The 19740-nt window shown below is 69.5% G+C and carries 15 protein-coding genes and 4 pseudogenes; 8 read left to right on the top strand and 11 right to left on the bottom strand.

The window, feature by feature from the left end; all coding sequences use genetic code 11:
• Positions 1–785: 785 nt before the first annotated feature.
• Complete coding sequence (locus IF54_RS0134955; protein ID WP_030326246.1) at positions 786–1469, top strand: DUF6308 family protein; 684 nt, start codon at positions 786–788, stop codon at positions 1467–1469.
• A gap of 336 nt (positions 1470–1805) precedes the next feature.
• Here IF54_RS0134955 and IF54_RS0134950 read toward each other — a convergent pair whose 3' ends face one another.
• Together IF54_RS0134950 and IF54_RS0134945 are read right to left on the bottom strand one after the other, a co-directional pair.
• Positions 1806–3851 carry an RNaseH domain-containing protein gene (locus tag IF54_RS0134950; protein ID WP_267884993.1) on the bottom strand — a complete coding sequence of 682 codons (2046 nt, stop codon included), beginning with the start codon at positions 3849–3851 and terminating at the stop codon, positions 1806–1808.
• Entirely contained in the window at positions 3832–5088 is a 1257-nt protein-coding gene (locus IF54_RS0134945; RefSeq protein ID WP_030326238.1) for a PucR family transcriptional regulator, read from the bottom strand. The genes IF54_RS0134950 and IF54_RS0134945 overlap by 20 nt, the downstream gene beginning before the upstream one ends.
• Before the next feature lie 307 nt (positions 5089–5395).
• Here IF54_RS0134945 and IF54_RS0134940 point away from each other — a divergent pair, with 307 nt between their 5' ends.
• Both IF54_RS0134940 and IF54_RS0134935 read left to right on the top strand, forming a co-directional pair.
• Positions 5396–7087, top strand: a complete 1692-nt coding sequence (locus IF54_RS0134940; protein ID WP_051735658.1) for an aldehyde dehydrogenase family protein — start codon at positions 5396–5398, stop codon at positions 7085–7087.
• 2 nt (positions 7088–7089) lie between these two features.
• Positions 7090–8892 carry a GMC family oxidoreductase gene (locus tag IF54_RS0134935; RefSeq protein ID WP_324616578.1) on the top strand — a complete coding sequence of 601 codons (1803 nt, stop codon included), beginning with the start codon at positions 7090–7092 and terminating at the stop codon, positions 8890–8892.
• 56 nt (positions 8893–8948) lie between these two features.
• Here the strand turns inward: IF54_RS0134935 and IF54_RS43720 are convergent.
• Positions 8949–9233 (bottom strand): annotated as a pseudogene (locus IF54_RS43720) (ATP-binding protein); the annotation flags it as partial.
• 192 nt (positions 9234–9425) lie between these two features.
• Here IF54_RS43720 and IF54_RS0134925 point away from each other — a divergent pair.
• Positions 9426–9750: pseudogene (locus IF54_RS0134925) on the top strand (S-(hydroxymethyl)mycothiol dehydrogenase); the annotation flags it as partial.
• Between the two features lie 80 nt (positions 9751–9830).
• Entirely contained in the window at positions 9831–10148 is a 318-nt protein-coding gene (locus IF54_RS0134920) for a hypothetical protein (RefSeq protein WP_030326228.1), read from the top strand.
• A 142-nt stretch (positions 10149–10290) separates the two neighbouring features.
• On the opposite strand, the pseudogene IF54_RS39995 reads toward IF54_RS0134920, so the two are convergent.
• The 6 genes and pseudogenes from IF54_RS39995 to IF54_RS0134890 all read right to left on the bottom strand — a co-directional run bounded on the left by IF54_RS39995 (position 10291) and on the right by IF54_RS0134890 (position 15029).
• Positions 10291–10942 (bottom strand): annotated as a pseudogene (locus tag IF54_RS39995) (CoA transferase subunit B).
• A complete protein-coding gene (locus IF54_RS0134910; protein WP_030326226.1) occupies positions 10942–11724 on the bottom strand; it encodes a CoA transferase subunit A in 783 nt (260 codons plus the stop codon). Before IF54_RS0134910 ends, IF54_RS39995 begins: the two are co-directional and overlap by 1 nt.
• Before the next feature lie 99 nt (positions 11725–11823).
• The gene (locus IF54_RS0134905; protein WP_030326224.1) at positions 11824–12615 is read right to left on the bottom strand and encodes an SDR family NAD(P)-dependent oxidoreductase; all 792 of its coding nucleotides are present in this window, start codon (positions 12613–12615) and stop codon (positions 11824–11826) included.
• A 42-nt stretch (positions 12616–12657) separates the two neighbouring features.
• Positions 12658–13509, bottom strand: a complete 852-nt coding sequence (locus tag IF54_RS0134900; protein ID WP_030326223.1) for a fumarylacetoacetate hydrolase family protein — start codon at positions 13507–13509, stop codon at positions 12658–12660.
• Positions 13506–14378, bottom strand: a complete 873-nt coding sequence (locus IF54_RS0134895; protein ID WP_030326221.1) for a fumarylacetoacetate hydrolase family protein — start codon at positions 14376–14378, stop codon at positions 13506–13508. The genes IF54_RS0134900 and IF54_RS0134895 overlap by 4 nt, the downstream gene beginning before the upstream one ends.
• A gap of 84 nt (positions 14379–14462) precedes the next feature.
• Complete coding sequence (locus IF54_RS0134890) at positions 14463–15029, bottom strand: carboxymuconolactone decarboxylase family protein (RefSeq protein ID WP_030326219.1); 567 nt, start codon at positions 15027–15029, stop codon at positions 14463–14465.
• Positions 15030–15139: 110 nt separating this feature from the next.
• Here IF54_RS0134890 and IF54_RS0134885 point away from each other — a divergent pair, with 110 nt between their 5' ends.
• Positions 15140–15952, top strand: coding sequence for an IclR family transcriptional regulator (locus IF54_RS0134885; protein ID WP_030326217.1), 813 nt, complete (start codon positions 15140–15142; stop codon positions 15950–15952).
• A gap of 11 nt (positions 15953–15963) precedes the next feature.
• On the opposite strand, the gene IF54_RS0134880 is transcribed toward IF54_RS0134885, so the two are convergent.
• Positions 15964–16719: an SDR family NAD(P)-dependent oxidoreductase gene (locus IF54_RS0134880; RefSeq protein ID WP_030326215.1), complete on the bottom strand. Its 756-nt coding sequence runs from the start codon at positions 16717–16719 to the stop codon at positions 15964–15966.
• 217 nt (positions 16720–16936) lie between these two features.
• On the opposite strand from IF54_RS0134880, the gene IF54_RS0134875 reads away from it, so the two are divergent.
• Positions 16937–18349, top strand: coding sequence for an MFS transporter (locus tag IF54_RS0134875; RefSeq protein WP_051735657.1), 1413 nt, complete (start codon positions 16937–16939; stop codon positions 18347–18349).
• Between the two features lie 51 nt (positions 18350–18400).
• Here the strand turns inward: IF54_RS0134875 and IF54_RS39990 are convergent, their stop codons facing one another.
• Positions 18401–19321 (bottom strand): LysR family transcriptional regulator, encoded by a 921-nt coding sequence (locus tag IF54_RS39990; RefSeq protein WP_037821032.1) that lies wholly within the window; start codon positions 19319–19321, stop codon positions 18401–18403.
• A gap of 239 nt (positions 19322–19560) precedes the next feature.
• Here IF54_RS39990 and IF54_RS42850 point away from each other — a divergent pair.
• Positions 19561–19740: pseudogene (locus IF54_RS42850) on the top strand (dioxygenase); the annotation flags it as partial.

The following is a 19740-nucleotide window of genomic DNA, read 5'->3' as shown; positions in this document are numbered from 1 at the left end:
GCCTTGCACCTCATTTCCGTGCAATTCGGATTCTCCAGTTGCTAAGGCGGTGCGGCTTGCGCGCAGCTGATTGCATTTGAAGTTGCTGAAAACGTCTTGCGCCAATGCCTGTGTCAGGGCCAGTGGATCACGGTGCCGACCCGGAAATTGATCAAAACAGCAAGTGACGTAATTGAGGTCACCCAGCCTTGCGTGCTTGGGTTGATGCCGATGAGCAGGCCGCCCCGCTGCAGGTCAACCTCATTCCCGGGTGCACTCGGGATGCGATAGAAACCGGTCCTCTGCGGTACGGAGGAGGTGGGGATGCTGCTACGCGCATCGCGGGATCTTGAGCGCTCACGGCACCTGTTCCACAGGAGCTCTGCGGTAGCGCAGAGAGCTGACAGCCGTGCGACGCTTTGAATTGACAGCCGTCTTGGCGATTCCTCTCGACGTAGGTGCAGGTAGTGGCGGTGGACCATCAATGATCCGGGGAGACGCCGGTTTGGCTAACCGGCGATCCCGCGCTATGTTGCTTCGCTTCGCAGCATGCCCGCGCAATGTGCGTCTGCTCGTGTAGTCGACTGTTGCAGCGCTGGCCCCGCCACCGCTGCGGCCTTCCACTGCTCCGTCGGCAACGACACCGACGCCTATGCCTGGACCAATTCCAGGAGCCATCCCACATCTCAACGGCGCAGCACAGGTGCGCGTGTTGGCGGCGCATTCCACTCGAGCCACTCCATGATCTCAGCTGGTGTACAGTTCACCGACTCATCGCTGGCCGCAAGGGAGTTGGGGGCCTCTCGGTGATCGAATTGATGATCCCGGAGATCTACTGGGACGACGAGGCTGCCGTGAGCCTACTGGTCGAGTACTTCACCCGACGACGCTCACGCGGTGAGCTGTTCTATTCCGGCGCACACTTCGAGCGCCTGGGCGGGGGCGGGGACGCCGAGCACGTCGCGCACTGCTTCGACAGCAACGACCTGGTGGCCATCACCACGCTCAGTGTGTCCCTCGAGCCGCACGGGGCGATGAACCTGCTGGCCGACCCTGGGGGGCACTGGGCGCGTCTGCTGTCGCTCATCCCTCGTGGCGCGCGCTTGGAAAATCCTGGAAGCGATGCGCTCATGGAGGAGGGCGGACCCGCCTGGGAGATGTGGGAACGCCTATCCGGCAGCAAGCAATACCCCGGCAAACCCGACGGCAGCGGCCCGGTTGTCGCAGGCAAACTGCTGGCCCGCAAGCGGCCGCACCTCATCCCCATCTACGACATCCGCATCAAGCAGCTGTTCGAGCGACCGAAGGCGGACCACTCCTTCTGGACCGCGCTGGCTGCGGCCCTGCGGGTAGACAACGGTGCCTTCCATGATCAGTTGGTCCATCTCCGCGATCAGGCGGGTATCGGTGAGGACATCGGCGTCCTGCGTGTGTTCGACGTCGTCGCCTGGATGCACCAAGGTCGGCAGGGTCAGGTCGCGACGAGTTGAGCTCTGAGGTGGAGTGTGGCGGGGAGGCGCATGCGGAGGCCGATGCCCCGAGGCGGGCGACGCTGAGCGCAGACTACTGAGCCCTGCTGGTGCCCGAAGAGCTCAAGCCGTGCCCGACGCTGTCGCCCGTCGAGAAGCAACTGCGGGAAAACCTCCCCGAGCAGTATCCCGGCTGGGTAAACCGATGGTCCGACTACGTCGAGGTGGACGGTGTGCCGATCCGACCGTGGGTCGGCGGGCAAGACCAAGACCTCAGCCGCTGGGCGGCCGGAGTCGAGTGCCGCGAGGTGACGAGGCCGGCCCGCCACGCATGCCCGTGCGGGATGAGCCTGCAAGTCACCGACTCGGTGGGGAACCTTCCTCTCCGGAGGACTCGTCGGAGTCGCCGTCGTGTGGCAGGACGTATTGTGCGGTCTTTGCCGCCATGTGGAGCGGGAGTGGAAGCTCTAGGGTCACGTTGTAGTCAGGCGCGCGGCGCAATTGGTGGGTGACGGCGGCCCAAGGTCCCGGCACGCTGGATTTCTCTGGCACGGCGACAACCGCGATCTCCAGTGCGGCCGGGTTCCATGCGTTGGTGCCCGTGTCGATGACGGGCTCCGGCTCTTTGGCCTCTTCATCCTCCGAGCGCTTCTTCTTCAGCGGGATCCGGGTGGCAATCTTCGAGGCGGTCTTCACCGCGTGCTTGGCTGTGTGGGGCTTTTCGCCGGTGCTGTAGTACACGCGGTGGTCGTCGTCGGCGCCCGGGTGGGCCCACAGGCCGCTCGCGAAGCCGTGATCGGCGGTGTCGTCGTCCGGGGCGAACCACTGGGGGGTTTCGTCGGATGCGTGGTCGCGTACCCGCACATGGCACAGATTCTCGCCGTACAGGGTGATGTGCTGGGCCGGGTTGGGGCCGAACTGGAGGGCGTCGGGGCGCAGTCGGCCGTTGGTCAGCCATGGCCAGTGCAGACGGGAGTTCTGCGCGTGCGAGAGCAGCAGGACGTGGCGGTCGCGCAGGCTGTAGAGCATCGCCCGGATGAACTGGGCCGTCTCGGCCCGTTGATCGTCCAGATCGGGAACCCAGGTCGTGGTGCGTTGTCTCTTTCCATCCTCGGCTTCCGGCCTCGGCGCGTCCTCCTCCCTGGTCGCTCCTGTGACTTCACCGTCCTCGCCGTCCTGGTCTTCCTCGTCGAACTCTTCATACTCGCCCGGGATCTCGGCGTGGCGGGCGAGAGAGAGCAGGAGTTCCGGGTACGGAATCCAGTCCCCACGATCGGGGTCCCACCCCATGACCGAGCTGTCGGCTGCGCTCATTTTGACGGCGACAGGGGAGGTGCGGCGTTTGCGGGTGGGCCCGTCGGCGCGGCGCTTGACCATCCACAGTGCGACGTACTCCAGGTCCTTGGGCAGTTCGTCCACACTGTGTTCCGGTGCCGTGCAGACGCCCAGTTGCCGAAGGACGTCGTTCCACGCCTGCAGGGCTCGGTGGGCGATGCTCTTCTTGGTGGCGGTGTTCCAGTGCGAGCTCGGCAAGGTGATGAACTTTGTCAACCGTCCGGCATCGGCATACCCGAGGCGTACGGCGAACTTGGGGTCCACGATGTCGGGCCGGAAGGACTTCGGGTGGCCGATCTCGACCACGACGGCCTGGACGTCTGGTCGTTCGTCCCACTCGCACAGTTCGGCGATCTCTCGCCGGCGGGCACTGATCGCTGTGGTGAGGGTCTTTCGTTTCGGCTGGCCGTCGGGGAAGTCGAGCCGGGCGGCGACGACACCGGCGTCTTCCAGGTATAGGCGCACCGTCAGCTCTGGTGCCGTCCAGGTACGTACGGCCTTGTCCGTTCCGCCCGGGCCGTCCAGGCCCAACAAGACTGCCAGTTGCTCGATCAGGGCGTCACGCGTGCGGTCGTTCTGCCAGCGCGCTTCGACGATCAGGGGCCGGCCGTCGAGTACCCGTGCCAGGGCGGCGCGTCGTTCGTTGTGGCCTTTCCGCTCCAACTCGACCTTCTGGAGGGCGCGTTCCTCCTTCGTCTTGGCTGTCGGAGTCTTGGGGAGATTGCGTGGGAGGACTGGAAATCGGCTGCGGGTGAAGTCGCCGAGCTGGGTGAGGTGAGGCAGCAACGCCCCGGCTGCCCAGTCGGTAAGGGGGGAACGGTCGCGCGGCATGAGACCGGTGCCGACGCCATGGCCGCCCATCGACGTGGCATGCACGACGCTGATCTGGATGCCGTCCTTCCCGGGGATCCAGGCGTCGGGGTTTTCCTGCACTGCCGCTGCGTTCGGGAGTTCGCGAGAGAACCGGAGGCTGCCGACTGGCCATCGACCGCAACTACGCCAATCGGACAGATCAAGCCGTGGAGGGCCAGCAGGACGTGAGTCGCCCTCACTCGGGACGGGCGGCACGGGTCGTGAGTGCACCGTTTCCGAGGCGGTGGAGGAGTTCGAGGGCGAGGGACACGGCGAGGCGGCGCTCAGCGGGCGGGTATCCGAGCATGGCCTCGGCGCGGGCGACACGGTGCAGCACGGTGTTGCGGTGGGTGTGGAGCCGCTCGGCCGTTCGTGGCGCGTTGCCGCCCTCGTTGAGGTAGACGCGGAGAGTGGCGCGCAGGGTCGCCACCGCGGGGTCGGTTCCGCTCAGTGGTCCGAGGGTGGAGGTGATGAACTCGCTCGTCTGCTCCTCGTCGTGGCCGGCGAGGGCGACGACTTCCATCTCGTGGTAAGCGGTGAGGCGGTCTCCGTCGGGGTTGCCGGCCAGGAGCCGGTGGGCGGCCAGTGCGGCGGAGTGGCTGCGCCGGAACCCGGTGACGCCGTCCCTCGGGGGACCGAGCACGGCGCGGACGCCTGGTGCGGCGTGGGTCATGGCTTCGTGAAGTGCTTCCCAGTCCGGGGTGTGGCGGGTGGCGATCCAGGCCCACAAGGTGGCGGTGCCCGCGGGCAGGGTCAGCGGGCGGCGGGCGTGGGCTGCGGCGGCGAGGAGCTCGGCGCTCTGCTCGAGTACGCCGTGAGCTTCGCCGGGCGGGTCAGCCCACAGCACCACGGCGGTGTGCCGGGCGGCAAGGTCGTAGTCGAGTCGTCGGCCGGCCCGGTCGGCGCTGATGGGGGCGCTGTCGAGCAGGAGGCGGATCGTTTCGGCCCGTCGGGCCAGCTCTCCGGAGAGGAGGTCCTGACGTTCTTGGTGCATGCGCGTGATGGCGGCGTCGAGTGCGCCGTCGGCGTAGTCGGACATCAGGGCCGAGGACACCTGGAGCAGTTCGACGAGGTCGCTGCGCGATTCGACGGTCGCGGCCGCGATGTCCATCCACCGCCGCCAGGCCGTGTTCTGGCCGCGGCGGTAGGACTGCACGAGAACTTCGAGTTCGATGCCGCGGCGGACCAGTGTCCGTGCCAGGTCGAGGGTCTCCAGCGGTGCGCCGCGGGGGACCGGTTCGTCGGGGCGCCGCTGCACGGCGGTCAGGAGGCGCAGCACGTTGGCCCGGCTGCTGGCCCGGCTTTCGGCGGTGAGTGTGGGGTCCTCGGCGAGCACCGGTGCCACCTCGAAGATCGCCGCGTCGACGTCGGCGAGAATGTCGTCGGCCTCCGCGAGGCACTGCTCGGCTACTCGCCTGAGCAGGACCGCGATGTCCATGCTGGCCGTCTGCATACCGGCAGGCTACGGGCGTCCGATGCCGCTGGACAAGGGTGCGGTCGCACAACTAGCGAGCCCAATGTTGGGCGCCCGCACATCGCCCGGGACCGGAGGTCCGGTTTACGGTGTGGCGCACCATATCCACCGCCGCAGGGGCATTCCCGTGACCGATCACGGCGAACTCCCGCCGCTGTCGTACACCGTCAGTGAGTTCGGGATCCTGCCCGGGCTGCTTCTGACCGGCCCTTCACACGGGGGCTTGGTCCTGATGAGCAACCTCTGCCCGTTTCCTGACCTGTCCCTCGGATCCCCGGGAGTAGCCATGCCGGACACCAGCGTCCTCGACGACGGCCTCGCCGTCCTTCGTGCCAGAGCCCGCGAGTGGGTCACCACGTCGCTGTCCGGCAAGCGCGTGCTGCTCGAACGACTGCGTGTGGCCACGGCACAGGTTGCGGAGGAGTGGGTGGCCGCCTCCTGCCGTGGCAAGGGGATCGACCTGGATGCCCCGGCGGCGGGCGAGGAGTGGCTGAGCGGGCCGTATGCGCTGCTCGGTGCCACCGACGCGCTGATCTGGCTGCTGTCGGTCCTGGAGTCGGGCGGCAACCCGCTGGACCGCGCCACAACGCGGACCGCGCAGGGTGGGCGGCTCGCGGTGGATGTCTTTCCGTTCACCGCACGGGATCGGGCGCTGTCCGGTTACACCGGCCGGGTGTGGCTGCGTCCGGGCATCACCCTGGAGCAGGCGCAGGCCGGGATCGCGCGCCGGCTCCGCGACACTGGCCTGCCCGGGGAGGTGGGCCTGGTTCTCGGCGCCGGCAACGTCAACTCCATCCCGGCGCTGGACGCGCTGTCCAGGCTGTACCAGGACAACGCGGTCGTCCTGGTCAAGCTGAACCCGGTCAACGCGTATCTGGAGCCGATCCTCGAGCGCTGCTTTGCCGCCTTCATCGAGCGCGGTTTCGTCCGCGTCACCTCTGGCGGCGCCGACACCGGGTCGTATCTCGTCGGTCACCCTGCAGTCGACACCGTCCACATCACCGGCAGCCGCGCCAGCCATGACGCGATCGTCTTCGGCCCGGGTGAGGAGGGGGCGCGGCGCAGGGCAGACCGCAAGCCGCTGGTCGGCAAGCCGGTCACCAGCGAGCTTGGCGGTGTCGGCCCGGTCATTGTGATACCGGGCCGGTGGAGCGAGGCCGCACTGAAGCTGCAGGCCCGACACGTGGCGACCCAGCGGCTGCACAACAGCGGATTCAACTGCGTCGCCACCCAGGTCGTCGTGGTGCCCGGGGACTGGCCGCAGGCCGACCGGTTCCTGCACCACCTGCGCCAGGCGCTCATCGGCGCACCCGACCGTTCCGGCTACTACCCAGGCGCCGCCGAGCGGCAGCGCAGTGCTGTCGACAACCACCCCGGGGCGGAACTGCTCGGCGGCGACCCAGCCGTGCCGCGGACCCTGCTGGTCGATCTCGACCCCGCCGACCGGAAAACGCCGGCGTTCCGTACCGAGTACTTCGGCCCCGTTCTGGGCGTGACCCGGCTGCCCGGTGGCACGCCCGCGGACTTCCTCGACCGCGCGGTGGACTTCTGCAACGACCGGCTCGCCGGCGACCTGGGAGCGGGAGTGATCGCCGACCCGGGAACGATCCGCCGACTCGGGCCCCGCTTCGACGCAGCCATCGCCCGGCTGCGCTACGGCACGATCGCGGTCAACTGCTGGGTGGGGCTGATCTACGCCCTGCCCCGCGCCACCTGGGGCGCCTTCCCCGGCCGCGACGTGCACGACGCGGGCAGCGGCGTCGGCGTCGTGCACAACGCGCTCCTGCTCGACCCCGACCACGTGGAGCGCACCGTGGGCCGCGGCCCGTTCCGCCCTTGGCCGACCCCACCGTGGTTCGTCTCCAACCGCAACGCCCATGCCATCGGCCGGCACATGACCGCCTTCGCCGCCGAACCCTCCCTCGCCAAGGCCCTGCCGAAGGCACTGGCCGCCCTCGTCTCATCTCTCGGAGGCTGACCATGACTCCCACCACGGCATCGCGCAGCGAGATGCACAGTGACGACTACGACGTGATCGTGGTCGGCTCCGGCTTCGGCGGCTCGGTCGCGGCACTGCGGCTGACGGAGAAGGGCTACCGGGTCGCCGTCCTGGAGGCCGGCCGCCGTTACACCGTCGCCGACCTGCCGAAGAATTCCTGGGACATCAGCAGGTTCGTGTGGGCTCCGGCACTCGGCCTGTACGGCATCCAGCGCATCCATCCGCTGCGCAACGTCCTCGTCCTGGCCGGGGCGGGGGTCGGCGGCGGCTCATTGAACTACGCCAACACCCTCTATGTTCCGCCGAAGCCGTTCTTCGACGATCCTCAGTGGGCTCACATCACCGACTGGCACGAGGAGTTGGCGCCCTACTACGACCAGGCACAGCGGATGCTCGGCGTGCGGCTCAACCCCACCCTCACCCCTGCGGACGAGCATCTGAAGGCAGCCGCCGAGAAGATGGGCGTCGGCCACACCTTTCGCCTCACCCCGGTCGGCGTCTTCTTCGGCGACAGCCAGGACGCGGACGGCACCTGCCGGGCCAAACCCGGGGCCGAGGTCGCCGACCCGTACTTCGGCGGGGCGGGGCCGGCTCGCCGGGCCTGTATCGAGTGCGGCGAGTGCATGACCGGCTGCCGCCACGGCGCCAAGAACATGCTCATCGAGAACTACCTCCACCTCGCCGAACGGGGCGGCGCCGACATCCGTCCGCTCACCACCGTCACCCGCATCACCGAGCACGGCGATGGTTATGCCGTGCGCACCCGACGCACCGACTCGCGCAGGCGCGGCCAGAACACTCTCACGGCGCGCCATGTGATCGTGGCCGCCGGCGCCTACGGCACCCAAAGTCTGCTGCATGGCCTCAAGGCCCGCGGGGACCTGCCGCGCATCTCCGACAGGCTGGGGCACCTCACCCGCACCAACTCCGAAGCCCTGGTCGCCGCGCAGACCACCGACCGGCGCTACGGCATGCGCGCCGACTTCACCCAGGGGGTGGCCCTCACCTCCTCCGTCCATCCCGACGAGAACACCCATATCGAGCCGGTCCGCTACGGCAAGGGCTCCAACGCCATGGGCCTGCTGAGTGTGCTGCAAGTGCCGGGCGGCGGACGCGCCCCGCGCTGGCTGCGCTTCCTGGCCACCGCCGCCGCCCACCCCGTCCTGCTCGTCCGGTCGCTGAGCAACCGCCGCTGGTCCGAACGCACCATCATCGGCCTGGTCATGCAGTCCCTGGACAACTCCCTCACCGTCTCGCCGAAGAAGTCATGGCGCGGCACGACGAAGCTGACGTCCCGTCAAGGACACGGAGCGCCGAACCCGACCTGGATCCCCGCAGCCGATCAAGCCGCTCGCCTGCTCGCGGACGAGATCAACGGGTTCCCGGGCAGCACCGTCGGCGAAATCCTCGACATCCCCATGACCGCCCACTTCATCGGCGGCTGCCCGATCGGCGACAGCCCCAGGACCGGCGTCGTCGACGCGTATCACCGGCTCTACGGCCACCCAGGGATCAGCGTGGTCGACGGCTCGGCCATCTCGGCCAACCTTGGCGTCAACCCCTCCCTCACCATCACTGCCCAAGCCGAACGGGCCATGGCCGCCTGGCCCAACAAGGGGCAGCCCGACTCGCGCCCGGCCCAGGGCGAGCCGTACCGGCGCGTCGCGCCGGTGCCACCGAACAGCCCAGCCGTCCCCGAACACGCCTTCGCGGCCTTGCGCCTCCCACTCCCGCCCCAGCCCGCTATGCGGCCCACCCCGGCGACACTCGGAGAGGACCAGTGAGCCTCCGCCCATTGGGCTGACGGCGGGCCACCCAGGTCAGGAGCTGGTGGGGGCCGGGCCAGCAGCAGCTGTTCGGTCCAGATGACTTTTCCTTCGCGGGCGTGCCGCGTGCCCCAGTCCTCGGCGAGCTGGGCGACCAGGAGCAGGCCGCGGCCGCCCTCGTCGAAGACCCGGGCACGGCGCAGGTGTGGGGCCGTGCTGCTGACGTCGGAAACCTCGCAGGTCAGGGTGGACTGGAGGATCATCCGCAGCTGGATGGGAGGTTTGCCGTAGCGGATGACGTTCGTCACCAGCTCGCTGACCATCAGCTCCGTGATGAAGGCCAGGCCCTCCAGTCCACCTCCTGACCGTCCTGGTAGACGGAGACGGCGGCTCCCCCCGGACTGCGGTCGAGGACTTCCCGGAAGCCCTCACGCATGAGTTCGAACCCGTCGCTGACGCGCCCGCCCCACAATGTGCCGGTAGCCATTGGTATCCCTTCTTCCGCTTAGCGGGCCGGCATCAGCTCGGGCAGGTACCACAGGAGCCGGCGTCTCAACTGGCGTGCCGTGTGCGGCCACTGCCGGGCCTGCCTGCGAGGTCGTCCCTGGTACTGCTTCGACACCCACAACGCCCGGCAGAGGATGACCCTGTCCGATGGCACGGAGCTGTCCCCGGCTCTGGGCATCGCTGCCTTCGCGGAGAAGACCCTGGTCGCGGCTGGTCAGTGCACGAAGGTGGACCCAGCCGCGTCTCCGGCCGCGGCGGGCCTGCTCGGCTGTGACGTGATGGCCGGCATCGACGCGGCGATCAACACGGGCGCCGTCGGGCCGCGGTGACTCCGTGGCCGTCATCGGCTCCCGGCTGGCGGGCGCCGCGGCGTATCACTTGCCTGGCTGAGACGGTGTCGGGATCTGCGTCTGAAGGTGCTGGCTTGCCGCGGCGGTTCGGACCGGGAAGTGATCTGGGCGCACGGCATCGAACTCACCGACCCCGCGCCGTGGTTGAACGGCGGCGAGCCGGTGTTCACGACCGGGCCGCCGCGCTCGTCGCCGGCTGACCCGATGCGCTGCCCGGCACGCGGTGACGCCGCGTTCCTCCAGCAGGGCCCGCAGGGTCAGAACGTGGGCGGCCGGCTGGCGGTGGGCGCCCCGGCGGAAGCCGCGGCGCGTCGCCCTCGGCCTGCGGCGGCGGTTCGGCCTGCCGCCGACGAAGCGGACCGGATCTGCTCGCTCGCCCTGCCCGATCTCGGCCGTGTCGACACGATCGTCAGCTGAGCGGTGCCTGATGGGAACGGCTGCGCGGTCCACACAGTGAGGACACGAACACTGATGGACCGCCCGGCACGGGAGCCGAGCGCGCCTATGTCCGGGTAGCGACGCCGGGCCCGTTCCGGCGCCGCGGGCTCATCCGGGGTGTTCAGAAGGTGGAGGTGGCGACGTCGACCCGCAGGGGCGAGTCGGTCTTCGCAGTGATCTCGTCGAGGGTGACGCCGGGCGCGGTCTCGACGAGGGCCGGACCGTCGGGCGTGATGTCGAGGACGCCGAGGTCGGTGATGATGCGATGGACGCACCGTTCGCCGGTCAGCGGCAGGGTGCACTCGGTGAGGATCTTCGGACTGCCGTCCTTGGCGGTGTGTTCCATCAGCACGATGAGCCGGCGGGCACCGTGGACCAGGTCCATGGCCCCGCCCATGCCCTTGACCATCTTGCCGGGGATCATCCAGTTGGCCAGGTCACCCGAGGCAGACACCTGCATCGCACCCAACACCGCGGTATCGATGTGACCACCCCCGGATCATGCCGAAGGACAGCGCCGAGTCGAAGAAGGAGGCGCCGGGCAACACTGTGACCGTCTCCTTGCCCGCGTTGATCAGATCCGGGTCGATCTCGTCCTCGGTCGGGTAGGGGCCGGTGCCCAGGATGCCGTTCTCCGAGTGCAGCACGACGTGCACGCCGGGCGGCAGATGACCGGGGACCAGCGTGGGCAGGCCGATGCCGAGGTTGACGTAGGAGCCGTCGGTGAGTTCGTCGGCGGCGCGGGCGGCCATCTGGTCGCGGGTCCAGGGCATCAGAGGCTTACCGTTCCTCGTGTCGGAGACGCGGAGATCCGAAGGCGCTCGATCTGCTTGTCGGCGGCCTGAGTGGGCGTCAGTTGCACCACCCGCTGGACGTAGATGCCCGGCAGGTGCACCGCGTCCGGGGTCAACTCGCCGGGCTCCACGAGTTCTTCGACCTCGGCAAGGGTGATCCGGCCGGCCATCGCGGCGAGGGGGTTGAAGTTGGCGGCCGACTTGCGGAAGACCAGGTTGCCGTTGCGGTCGCCGCGCCAGGCCCGTACCAGGGCGAAGTCGGTGGTGATGCCGTGCTCCAGGACATGGCGGCGGTCGGCGAAGGTACGGATCTCCTTGGCCGGTGAGGCCACGGCGATGGACCCGTCGGCACCGTGGCGCCAGGGAAGTCCGCCGTCGGCGACCTGGGTGCCCACCCCGGCGGGGGTGTAGAAGGCGGGGATGCCCGCCCCGCCGGCCCGCAGCCGTTCGGCCAGGGTGCCCTGCGGGACCAGCTCCACCTCCAGTTCGCCGGAGAGGTACTGGCGGGCGAACTCCTTGTTCTCACCGACGTAGGAGCCCGTCACGCGCGCGATGCGGCCGGCGGCCAGCAGCACGCCCAGACCTCTGCCGTCCACGCCGCAGTTGTTCGACACCACCCGCAGGCCCGTGGCGCCCTGGGCGTGCAGGGCCTGGATGAGGGTGTCGGGTATGCCGCTGAGACCGAAGCCGCCGACAGCCAGGGACGCGCCGTCGGGAATGTCGGCGACCGCCTCCGCGGCGCTCGCACAGACCTTGTCCATGAAAGGCCCTTTCGGGGAAGAGAGGGGAAAGGGGGGAGCGCGAGAGGGGAGTCAGGGCATTGACCGGGCCGCCGGGCCCCCGGTCCGCAGAGGGCCTTGTCAGGCGCCGATCATGTTGAAGCCGCCGTCGGCGTTGAGGTAGACGCCGGTCATGTGGGCCGCGTCGTCGGTGGCCAGGAAGAGGGCGGTGCCCGCGAGTTCTGCCGGGCCCGGGATGCGGCCCATCGGGGTCTTGGCGATCATGTCCTCGCGGCGCCCCGACTTCCAGTCGGCGCGGTCGAGGAGCATCTGGGTCTCGATGAAGCCGGGCGCGAAGGTGTTGACCCGTACGACGGGGGCGAACGCCTGGGCGTAGGACTTGGTGATGCCGAGGATGCCGTACTTCGCGGCGGCGTACTGAGGCGCCCGCGCACTGCCCCGCACGATCACGGTGGAGCCGATGTTGACGATCGCGCCGTGGCCCTGCTCCAGCATGCGGGAGCCGAACTCGTGGACGCAGAGCATGGTTCCCTTGACGTCCACGGCGAGGACGTGGTCGATGGACTCCTCGGTGAGATCCCGCCAGGACATCTGGTCGCCGGCGACGTCGCCGACGTTGTTGACCAGCACGTCGAGGCCGTGGAAGCGGTCGAAGACCTCGTCGGCCATGCGGATGACGTCGGCGTGGACGGCGATGTCGGCCTGCACGGTGAACGCCTCACCGCCGACGTCCTTGATGCGGGCGACGGTCTTGTCGGCCCCGGCCGCGGAGCTGCGGTAGTGGACGGCGACGCGGGCCCCCTCCTGGGCGGAGCGGACGGCGATCTCGGCGCCGTAGCCGGTGCCGGCGCCGGTGACCAGGACGGTGCGGCCCTCGAAACGACGGGGGACGGGGGTTTTCTGCGCGGACATGCGGGTCCTTGTCTAAGGGGGGTGGTTTGGGGGCCGCGAGGCTCAGTGGTCTTCGGGGGCCGTGAAGCGCTGGCGGATCTCGCCGATGCCCTCGATACGGCTGACGAGTTCGTCGGCGGCGGTGAGGTAGCGCGGCGGGGTCATGCGGTTGCCGACCCCGGCAGGGGTGCCGGTGAAGACCAGGTCGCCCGGGTACAGGGGCAGTACGGCCGAGAGGCGGGCGATGAGCTCCGGCACCGGGAAGATCATGGACTTGGTGCGGTCGTGCTGGACGGCCGTCCCGTTGAGCAGTCCGGTGATCTCCAGGTCGTCGGGGTCGTCGAACTCGTCGGGAGTGACCAGCACCGGACCGATGGGGCCGAAGCCGGGAAAGGACTTGCCCAGGCTGAACTGGGCCGGCTTTCCGCGCAGTTGGGAGACGCGTTCGGACAGGTCCTGGCCGATGGTCAGGCCGGCCACCGCGTCCCAGGCGCGGTCCTCGCTCACCCGGTAGGTCTCGCGGCCGATGACCGCGACGAGTTCGACCTCCCAGTCCACCTTGCCCTCGGGGAGGGCGACGGTGGTGTGCGGGCCGGTGATGCACGCCGGGAACTTGGTGAAGACCAGCGGTTCCTCGGGCAGGGTGTAGCCGGCTTCCGCCGCGTGCGGAGGGTAGTTGAGGGCGACCGCGAACACCTGGCGGGGGCGGGGCACCGGGGCGCCGAGCGCGGCGGGATCGACGGTCAGGTCGTAGGCGTCCTCGGCCAGTCCGGCGGCCCGGTCGCGGACCCGCGGCCAGTCCTCCAGCAGCGCCATCGGGTCGGCGGGCAGCAGCCCACGCGAGGCGGTGGCCACGTCGGCGGCGCGGTCGCCGCGGACGACGACGGCCCGGCCGTCCAGTACAGCGAGCCTCACCAGTCCACCTTCTGCGGTACGGGGGTGCCGTGCCCCTCCTGCCAGCTGACAATCGGGGAGCGCAGCACACCGAGCCGCTCCACCTCGGCCTCGACCACGTCGCCCGGCTTGAGGTACATCTCCGGGTCGCCGCTGAAGCCGGCCACGCCCTGGACGGTGCCGGTGGTGATCAGGTCGCCGGCGCTGTAGCCCTGGGGGGAGTGGTAGGCGACGAGGTGCGGGATGGAGACCGACATCCGGTTGGTGTTCGACTTCTGCCGCACCACGCCGTTGACGCGCAGCTCCATGTCGAGGTTCTGCGGGTCGGGGATCTCGTCGGCGGTCACGATGTAGGGGCCGACGGGGCAGAAGGTGTCGATGGCCTTGCAGAAGGAGAAGACCCCGGACTCCATCTCGCGGCGCTGGATGTCGCGGGCGGTGATGTCGTTGAAGACGACGTAGCCGGCGATGTGGTCGGGGGCGTCGTCGACGCCGAAGAACTTGCCGGGCCTGCCGATGACGACGGCGATCTCCAGCTCGTAGTCCAGCTCGCTGGTCAGGTGCTCCGGGTAGATGACCGGTTCGTCGGGGCCGACGATCGCGTCGACGTTCTGGAAGAAGACGATGCCCTTGTGCATGGGGTGCGACCAGTCGACGTTCTTCGACTCGTCCTCGTGCTCGCGGAAGTTGCCGGAGGTGTGGAAGAACTTCTTCGGCGTGATCGGCGCGCGCAGCCTCACGTCGTCCAGGCGGAGCCGCTCACCGGTCTCGGACACCTGGCCGTCGCGCTCGAAGTACTCCCGGGTGCTGCCCACCTCCAGCGGGAGCACCACCCGCTCTTCAAGTTCCAGCCTGCCGACCCGTCCGTCGTCGAAGGTGATCAGTTTCACGGGATTCCCCGCCTTCTTTCGGTGAATGAAAGTGAAGTTCGCTGTGTGAACGTGACTTGAGTATTTATGGGTCGCTACGGGCTGTCAAGGCCCCTCACCTGCGAAAACGCGGAGCTGGAGGGCGAGGGTGCCGTAGTAGCCGACGAGGGTCGTCAGTTCGAACAAGGCCCGCTCTCCCGCTGCGGACACGATGTCCTCGTACTCCTCGTCGCTGAGGGCGCCATGGCTCAGGAGCGCGGAGGTGGCCCGCAGGACGGCCCACTCGACGGGGTCTGTGAGTTCGGGTGCCGCTCCGGCCCTCAGTGCGGCCATCTCCTGCTCGGTGAGGCCTGCCGTGCGCCCCACGGCCTCGTGGGCCTCACGCTCGAAGGCGCTGTTCCAGTGTGCGGCCACGGCGAGGATCGCCAGCTCGCGAGCCCTCTCGCCCAGCACGGAGCCGTAGCGCACGGCCGCGCCGACGGCCTGGACCGCGAGGCCCACCGGCGGACTGAGCAGCATCGCGTTGAACGGGCCGCGCAGCCGCCCCTCCGGATCGGTCAGCGCGAACGCCTGGGGCCCGGCCGCGCGGGGGCCGCCGGTGATGGTCCGGTAGACCTCTGCCTGTTCCTCGTCCAGCTGGCCGGGTAGCAGCCCGCTCAGTCGCGCTCCCATGCGTCCTCCTCATGCCTCCCCGTGTGCAAGGTGGCCCTATGCGTGATATCGACTTCCGTACAATGAAAGTTGCCCCTCAGGTGCATGCCAGTGCAGAAAGTGAGCCCCGAGTGCCGCCGCGTGATGAACCGACCGCCCCGACCGAGGCCGCCGCGGCGAAGCGCAGCTATCACGTCGAGGCGCTGGCCAAGGGGCTGCGGCTGCTCGCGCTGTTCTCCGAGCAGCGCACCACGATGAAGCTCACCGACATGGCCGCCGAGACCGGCGTACCGCTGCCCACCGCCTTCCGGATGGCGGCCACCCTGGTCACGGAGGGGTTCCTGGAGCAGCTGCCGGACGGTGCCTACCGGCCCGCCCCGAAGGTGCTCACGCTCGGCTTCTCGGCCCTGCGCGGCATGGACCTGGTCGAGCTGGCCGACGGACCGCTGCGCCGGCTCGCCGCGGCGAGCGGGCAGACGGTCAATCTGGGCACGCTCTCCGACGACCGCGTGCTGTATCTGATCCGGCTGCGCAACAACGACCTCGTCACCGCCAACATCCAGGTCGGCTCCCGGCTCCCGGCCGCCGGCACCTCCATCGGGAAGGTGCTGCTCGCAGGTCTCGCGGAGAAGGAGCTGGACCAGCGCCTGACGGAAGCGTCCTTCGCCGGGATCACCGGCCCCAACGCGATCAGGTCGCTCGCCGGTCTGCGGCCGGCCCTGGCAGAGATCCGCGAGCAGGGCTGGGCGGTGCAGGACGAGGAACTCGCCTACGGGCTGCGCTCGGTGGCCGCGCCCGTGCGCGACGCGTCCGGCGCGGTGGTCGCCGCCGTCAACGTGGCCGTACCGGCGATGGAGTTCCCGGTCGCCCGCCTGCACGACGAGCTGCGTCCGCCGCTGCTGGACGCCTGCGGGGAGATCACCCGCCTCCTCGGCGGACGCTGAGAGGTGCCGGTTCATACGAGAGTGCGGCCGCCGTCGACGTACAGGACCTGCCCGGTGACGAACGACGCCTGCCGCGAGGCGAGGAACAGCACCGAGCCGACCACGTCCTCCGGCGTGCCCAGGCGCCCGGCCGGCACCAGGCCGACCATCTCCTGGCGCATCCCCGGCTTGTCCAGGTACGCCCTGGTCAGCTCGGTCTCCGTGTAGCCGGGGCCGACCGCGTTGACGGTCACGCCGTCGGCCGCCCACTCCCGGGCCATCACCTTCACCAGCTGGTCGAGGCCGCCCTTGGTCGCCGCGTACGGCGCGTGGTGCTTGTGCGCGAGCCGGGAGGAGACCGAGGAGAAGAACACCATGCTGCCGCCTCCCCCCTCGCGCATCAGCCGTCCGGCGGCCCGCCCGGCGTAGAAGGCGCTCGACAGGTTGAGCGTGAGGATCCGCTCCCACACCTCGTCCGGGGTGTCCACCACCGGGCGCCGGTCGTTCGTGCCGACCGCGTGCACCAGTACATCCAGCCCGCCCAGTTCACCGGCCACTGCCGTGACCACCTCGTCACACGCCTCGGAGGTCGTCACGTCGGCCGGGAAGACGCGCACATCGGCCTCGGCGAGGGCGGGCTCGTCCCGCAGCGCCTTCAGCTTCGCCTCGTCCACGTCCACCACGGCCAGCCGCGCTCCCGCGGCCGCCAGCCCCCGGGCGCAGGCGGCTCCCAGCCCGCCGGCTCCCATGACCAGCGCCCGGCGGCCCTCCAGTCCCAACCACTCCATGGCGTCCCCGCTTTCACTGAATAAAAGTAACTTTCAAATTCCGTCGGACCATAACGCCGAGGTCGCCCAGATGTCCATGGCGTCCCGCCTCTTGACGTCATTCCGGCCTCGGTGCTTTGGTTCCTTCCGACTGGAACAAGCCACTTTCGTTTGGTGAAAGTGACGGGCTCTCGCGAAGGGCCGCATCCCCCTGCAAGCTCGACGAGGAGCTGCCGCCATGGCCGTGACAGATGCGCAGAACACTCAACAAGGCCTGCGAGCCGACCAGTTGGTCAAGCGGCTGGACCAGATGCCGGTCTCCAGGTTCCACGCCCGCGTCGTCGGCACGCTCGGCGCGGGAACCTTCTTCGACGCGTTCGACATCGTCTCCATCGCCACGGTCCTCAGCGCCATATCCGCCACCTACGGGCTGAGCTCCAGCCAGGCCGGTCTGCTGGTCAGCGCGGGCTTCCTCGGCCAGGCGGTGGGCGCGATCGGGTTCGGCCTGGCCAGCGAGCGCCTGGGGCGGCGCCGGGTGTTCCTCGCCGCCCTGGCCGTGATGGGGGTCTTCGCCCTGATCTCGGCCCTGGCCTGGAGCAGCACCAGCCTGGGCGCCATCCGGTTGATCCAGGGCTTCGGCCTGGGCGCCGAAGTGCCTGTCGCGTCAGCCCTGCTCGGCGAGTTCGTCGCAGCCCGGCAACGGGGCCGGGTCACCGTGCTCTACAAGCTTGCTTCGCCGCTCGGCAATCTCGCCACCTCGCTGACCGCGGCGGCCCTGCTCGCCTCCACCAGTCCCGAGAACGCCTGGCGCCTGCTGTTCGCCATCGGCGGCGCCCCGCTGCTGATCGCCCTGGTCGCCTGGCGGCTGCTGCCGGAGTCGCCGCGCGTCCTGATCCGGCAAGGACGCTTCGCCGAGGCGGAGCGGATCGTCACCGCCATGGAAGCCTCGGCGCGCTCCGCCCCCGCCGCTCCGACGGCAGACTCCACGGCAGCACCCGCGAGCGCGCCCAGCGCCGATCTGGCCCCCACTCGGCACACCGAGCTGCTCTCACCCCAGTACCGAAGGCGGACACTCACGGCCTGGGTGCTGTGGTTCACCGTGTTCTTCACCCTGCTCGGCGCCACCGCCTGGATGCCCAGCCTCTACGTCAAGCGCGTCGGTGTCTCCCCGTCGACCGCCGCCCTGCTCAGCGGTGCCGTGACCCTCGCCGCCATCGTGCTGATCATCGCCGTCGGAGCCACCGTCGACCGCGTGGGCCGGCGCCGCTGGTTCCTCGCGGGATACGTCATCTCCCTCGCCGGCGCCCTGCTCGCCGTCGTACTGGCCGCCACCGGCAACCTCCACACCTGGCCCGCGCTGCTGGCCAGCGGCGGCCTGATGCTCCTCGGCGTGAGCAGCGTCGACCCGCTCGTGTACGCCTGGACCGCCGAGATCTATCCCACCCGCATGCGCTCCTGGGGCATCCTCAGCGCCAGCTCCTGGCGCGGCTTCGCCGCCGTCCTCGCCCCGACGGTCATCGGAGCGCTCGTCGACCACGGCATCGCCGCCGTCTTCGGACTCTTCGGGGCCGTGCTGGTCATCGGGCTGGTCGTCACGGCCGTCTTCGGCATCGAGACCAAGCAGACGTCGCTGGAGGAGCTCTCCCAGTAGAGCAGCCCCGCCTTCCCGGGACCGTCGTCTCCTGCGAGGCGGCGGTCCGACTCATCCCTGGGCGGACGTGATGTCAGGGGTCAGGTGGGTGAGCGCGAGCTGCAGGAACGCCTGCGCCGCGGGTGCGGTCGGGGCGGGATCGCGGTGAGCGAGGGCCAGCGGCAGCAGTGCCTGCGGGTCGTCGAGGCGCAGCACGCAGTCGGCGTGCTCGGCCGGGACGACGGCCTCCGCCACCGGCAGGGGGACGACGGTCGCCCCGATGCCCTCCAGTGCCAGCGAGGCGAGATCACCCGCGCTGCGCAGCACGCACGCGCTCCGCCGCCGCGCCCGCACGCGGGCGAACGCGGCGTCCACCTGCGTACGCAGCCCCGTCTCGGGCGTGCAGTCCAGGAAACGGTCCTCGGCCAGCGCCTGGAGACCCGTGACACCGGACCCGCGCAGCCGGTGCCGGCGCCCGACAACCGCCACGAGAGGGCGCAGCCGCAGCAGATGATGGGTGATCCCGTCCGGCAACTGCTGTTCGTGGAGGGCGAGGATGGCCATGTCCAGTTCCCCGGTGAGCAGTTGCGCGGTCGCGTTCGCGCTGGCGGTGTCGGACACGATCACCTCGACCGCCGGGTAGGACTGCTGGAACTCCCGCAGCAGGCCCAGGAGATCGATGTCCGAGGCGGTGATCGTCATCGCTCCGAGGCGCAGTTGGCCCTGGATGTCTCCGTCGATGGCGGCGATGTCGGCGCTCATCTCCTGTACGGTCCTGAGTACCTGCCGGGCTCCGGCCACGAACGTCCGGCCCGCCGGTGTCAGCCGCACGCTGCGGCTCGTACGGTCGAACAGTCGCGTCCCGATATCGCGCTCCAACTCGGCGATCTGGTGGCTCAGACCGGACTGGCCGATGTGGCAACGGGCGGCGGCCCGAGTGAAGTTGAGCTCGTCGGCGATCGCCACCGCGAACTCCATCTGCCGAAGATCCATCGGACCCTCCGATTGTTGTATGCGCGATTCACTGTTGGACGGCCTCGCCGTCCCGGCAGCATCATCACTGTTACCGGCGGATGAACGCCAGATCTCGGGCCGCATGTAAGAGCGTCACCGTGGAGCCGCCGCCGCTCTGCCCGGAAGTCATCGACAGTCATCGACGTTCCTCGACAGTCATCGACGGCAGAGACCAATCCGATTCTTGATTTGATCAGCCATGCCCTCAGGAGGTCGCCATGGCCGTTCCCACACAGCCGGACACCACTCCCCAGGTGGGCACCCAGTCTCCGCCTGAGACCATGCAGTGGCCGGACACCCCGAAGTTCCGGGGCTTCTTCGCCCCCTCGCGGATCGAGGCGGACGTCTACGACCTGGAGGTCGAGGGCCGCATCCCGCCCGAGCTGAACGGCGCCTTC

It is taken from the genome of Streptomyces sp. NRRL B-3229 (genome assembly GCF_000719505.1).
In the GTDB taxonomy this organism is placed as follows: domain Bacteria; phylum Actinomycetota; class Actinomycetes; order Streptomycetales; family Streptomycetaceae; genus Streptomyces; species Streptomyces griseorubiginosus.
The sequence above is the reverse complement of the archived record's forward strand: the minus strand, read 5'-3'. Positions and strand labels throughout refer to the sequence as shown.

What these genes read in the sequence shown, in the direction of transcription:
- IF54_RS0134945 (WP_030326238.1), bottom strand. Translation starts at nt 5,088, where the DNA reads ATGCAGACGGCCAGCATGGACATCGCGGTCCTGCTCAGGCGAGTAGCC.
- IF54_RS0134940 (WP_051735658.1), top strand. Translation starts at nt 5,396, where the DNA reads ATGCCGGACACCAGCGTCCTCGACGACGGCCTCGCCGTCCTTCGTGCC.
- IF54_RS0134935 (WP_324616578.1), top strand. Translation starts at nt 7,090, where the DNA reads ATGACTCCCACCACGGCATCGCGCAGCGAGATGCACAGTGACGACTAC.
- IF54_RS0134910 (WP_030326226.1), bottom strand. Translation starts at nt 11,724, where the DNA reads ATGGACAAGGTCTGTGCGAGCGCCGCGGAGGCGGTCGCCGACATTCCC.
- IF54_RS0134905 (WP_030326224.1), bottom strand. Translation starts at nt 12,615, where the DNA reads ATGTCCGCGCAGAAAACCCCCGTCCCCCGTCGTTTCGAGGGCCGCACC.
- IF54_RS0134890 (WP_030326219.1), bottom strand. Translation starts at nt 15,029, where the DNA reads ATGGGAGCGCGACTGAGCGGGCTGCTACCCGGCCAGCTGGACGAGGAA.
- IF54_RS0134880 (WP_030326215.1), bottom strand. Translation starts at nt 16,719, where the DNA reads ATGGAGTGGTTGGGACTGGAGGGCCGCCGGGCGCTGGTCATGGGAGCC.
- IF54_RS0134875 (WP_051735657.1), top strand. Translation starts at nt 16,937, where the DNA reads ATGGCCGTGACAGATGCGCAGAACACTCAACAAGGCCTGCGAGCCGAC.
- IF54_RS39990 (WP_037821032.1), bottom strand. Translation starts at nt 19,321, where the DNA reads ATGGATCTTCGGCAGATGGAGTTCGCGGTGGCGATCGCCGACGAGCTC.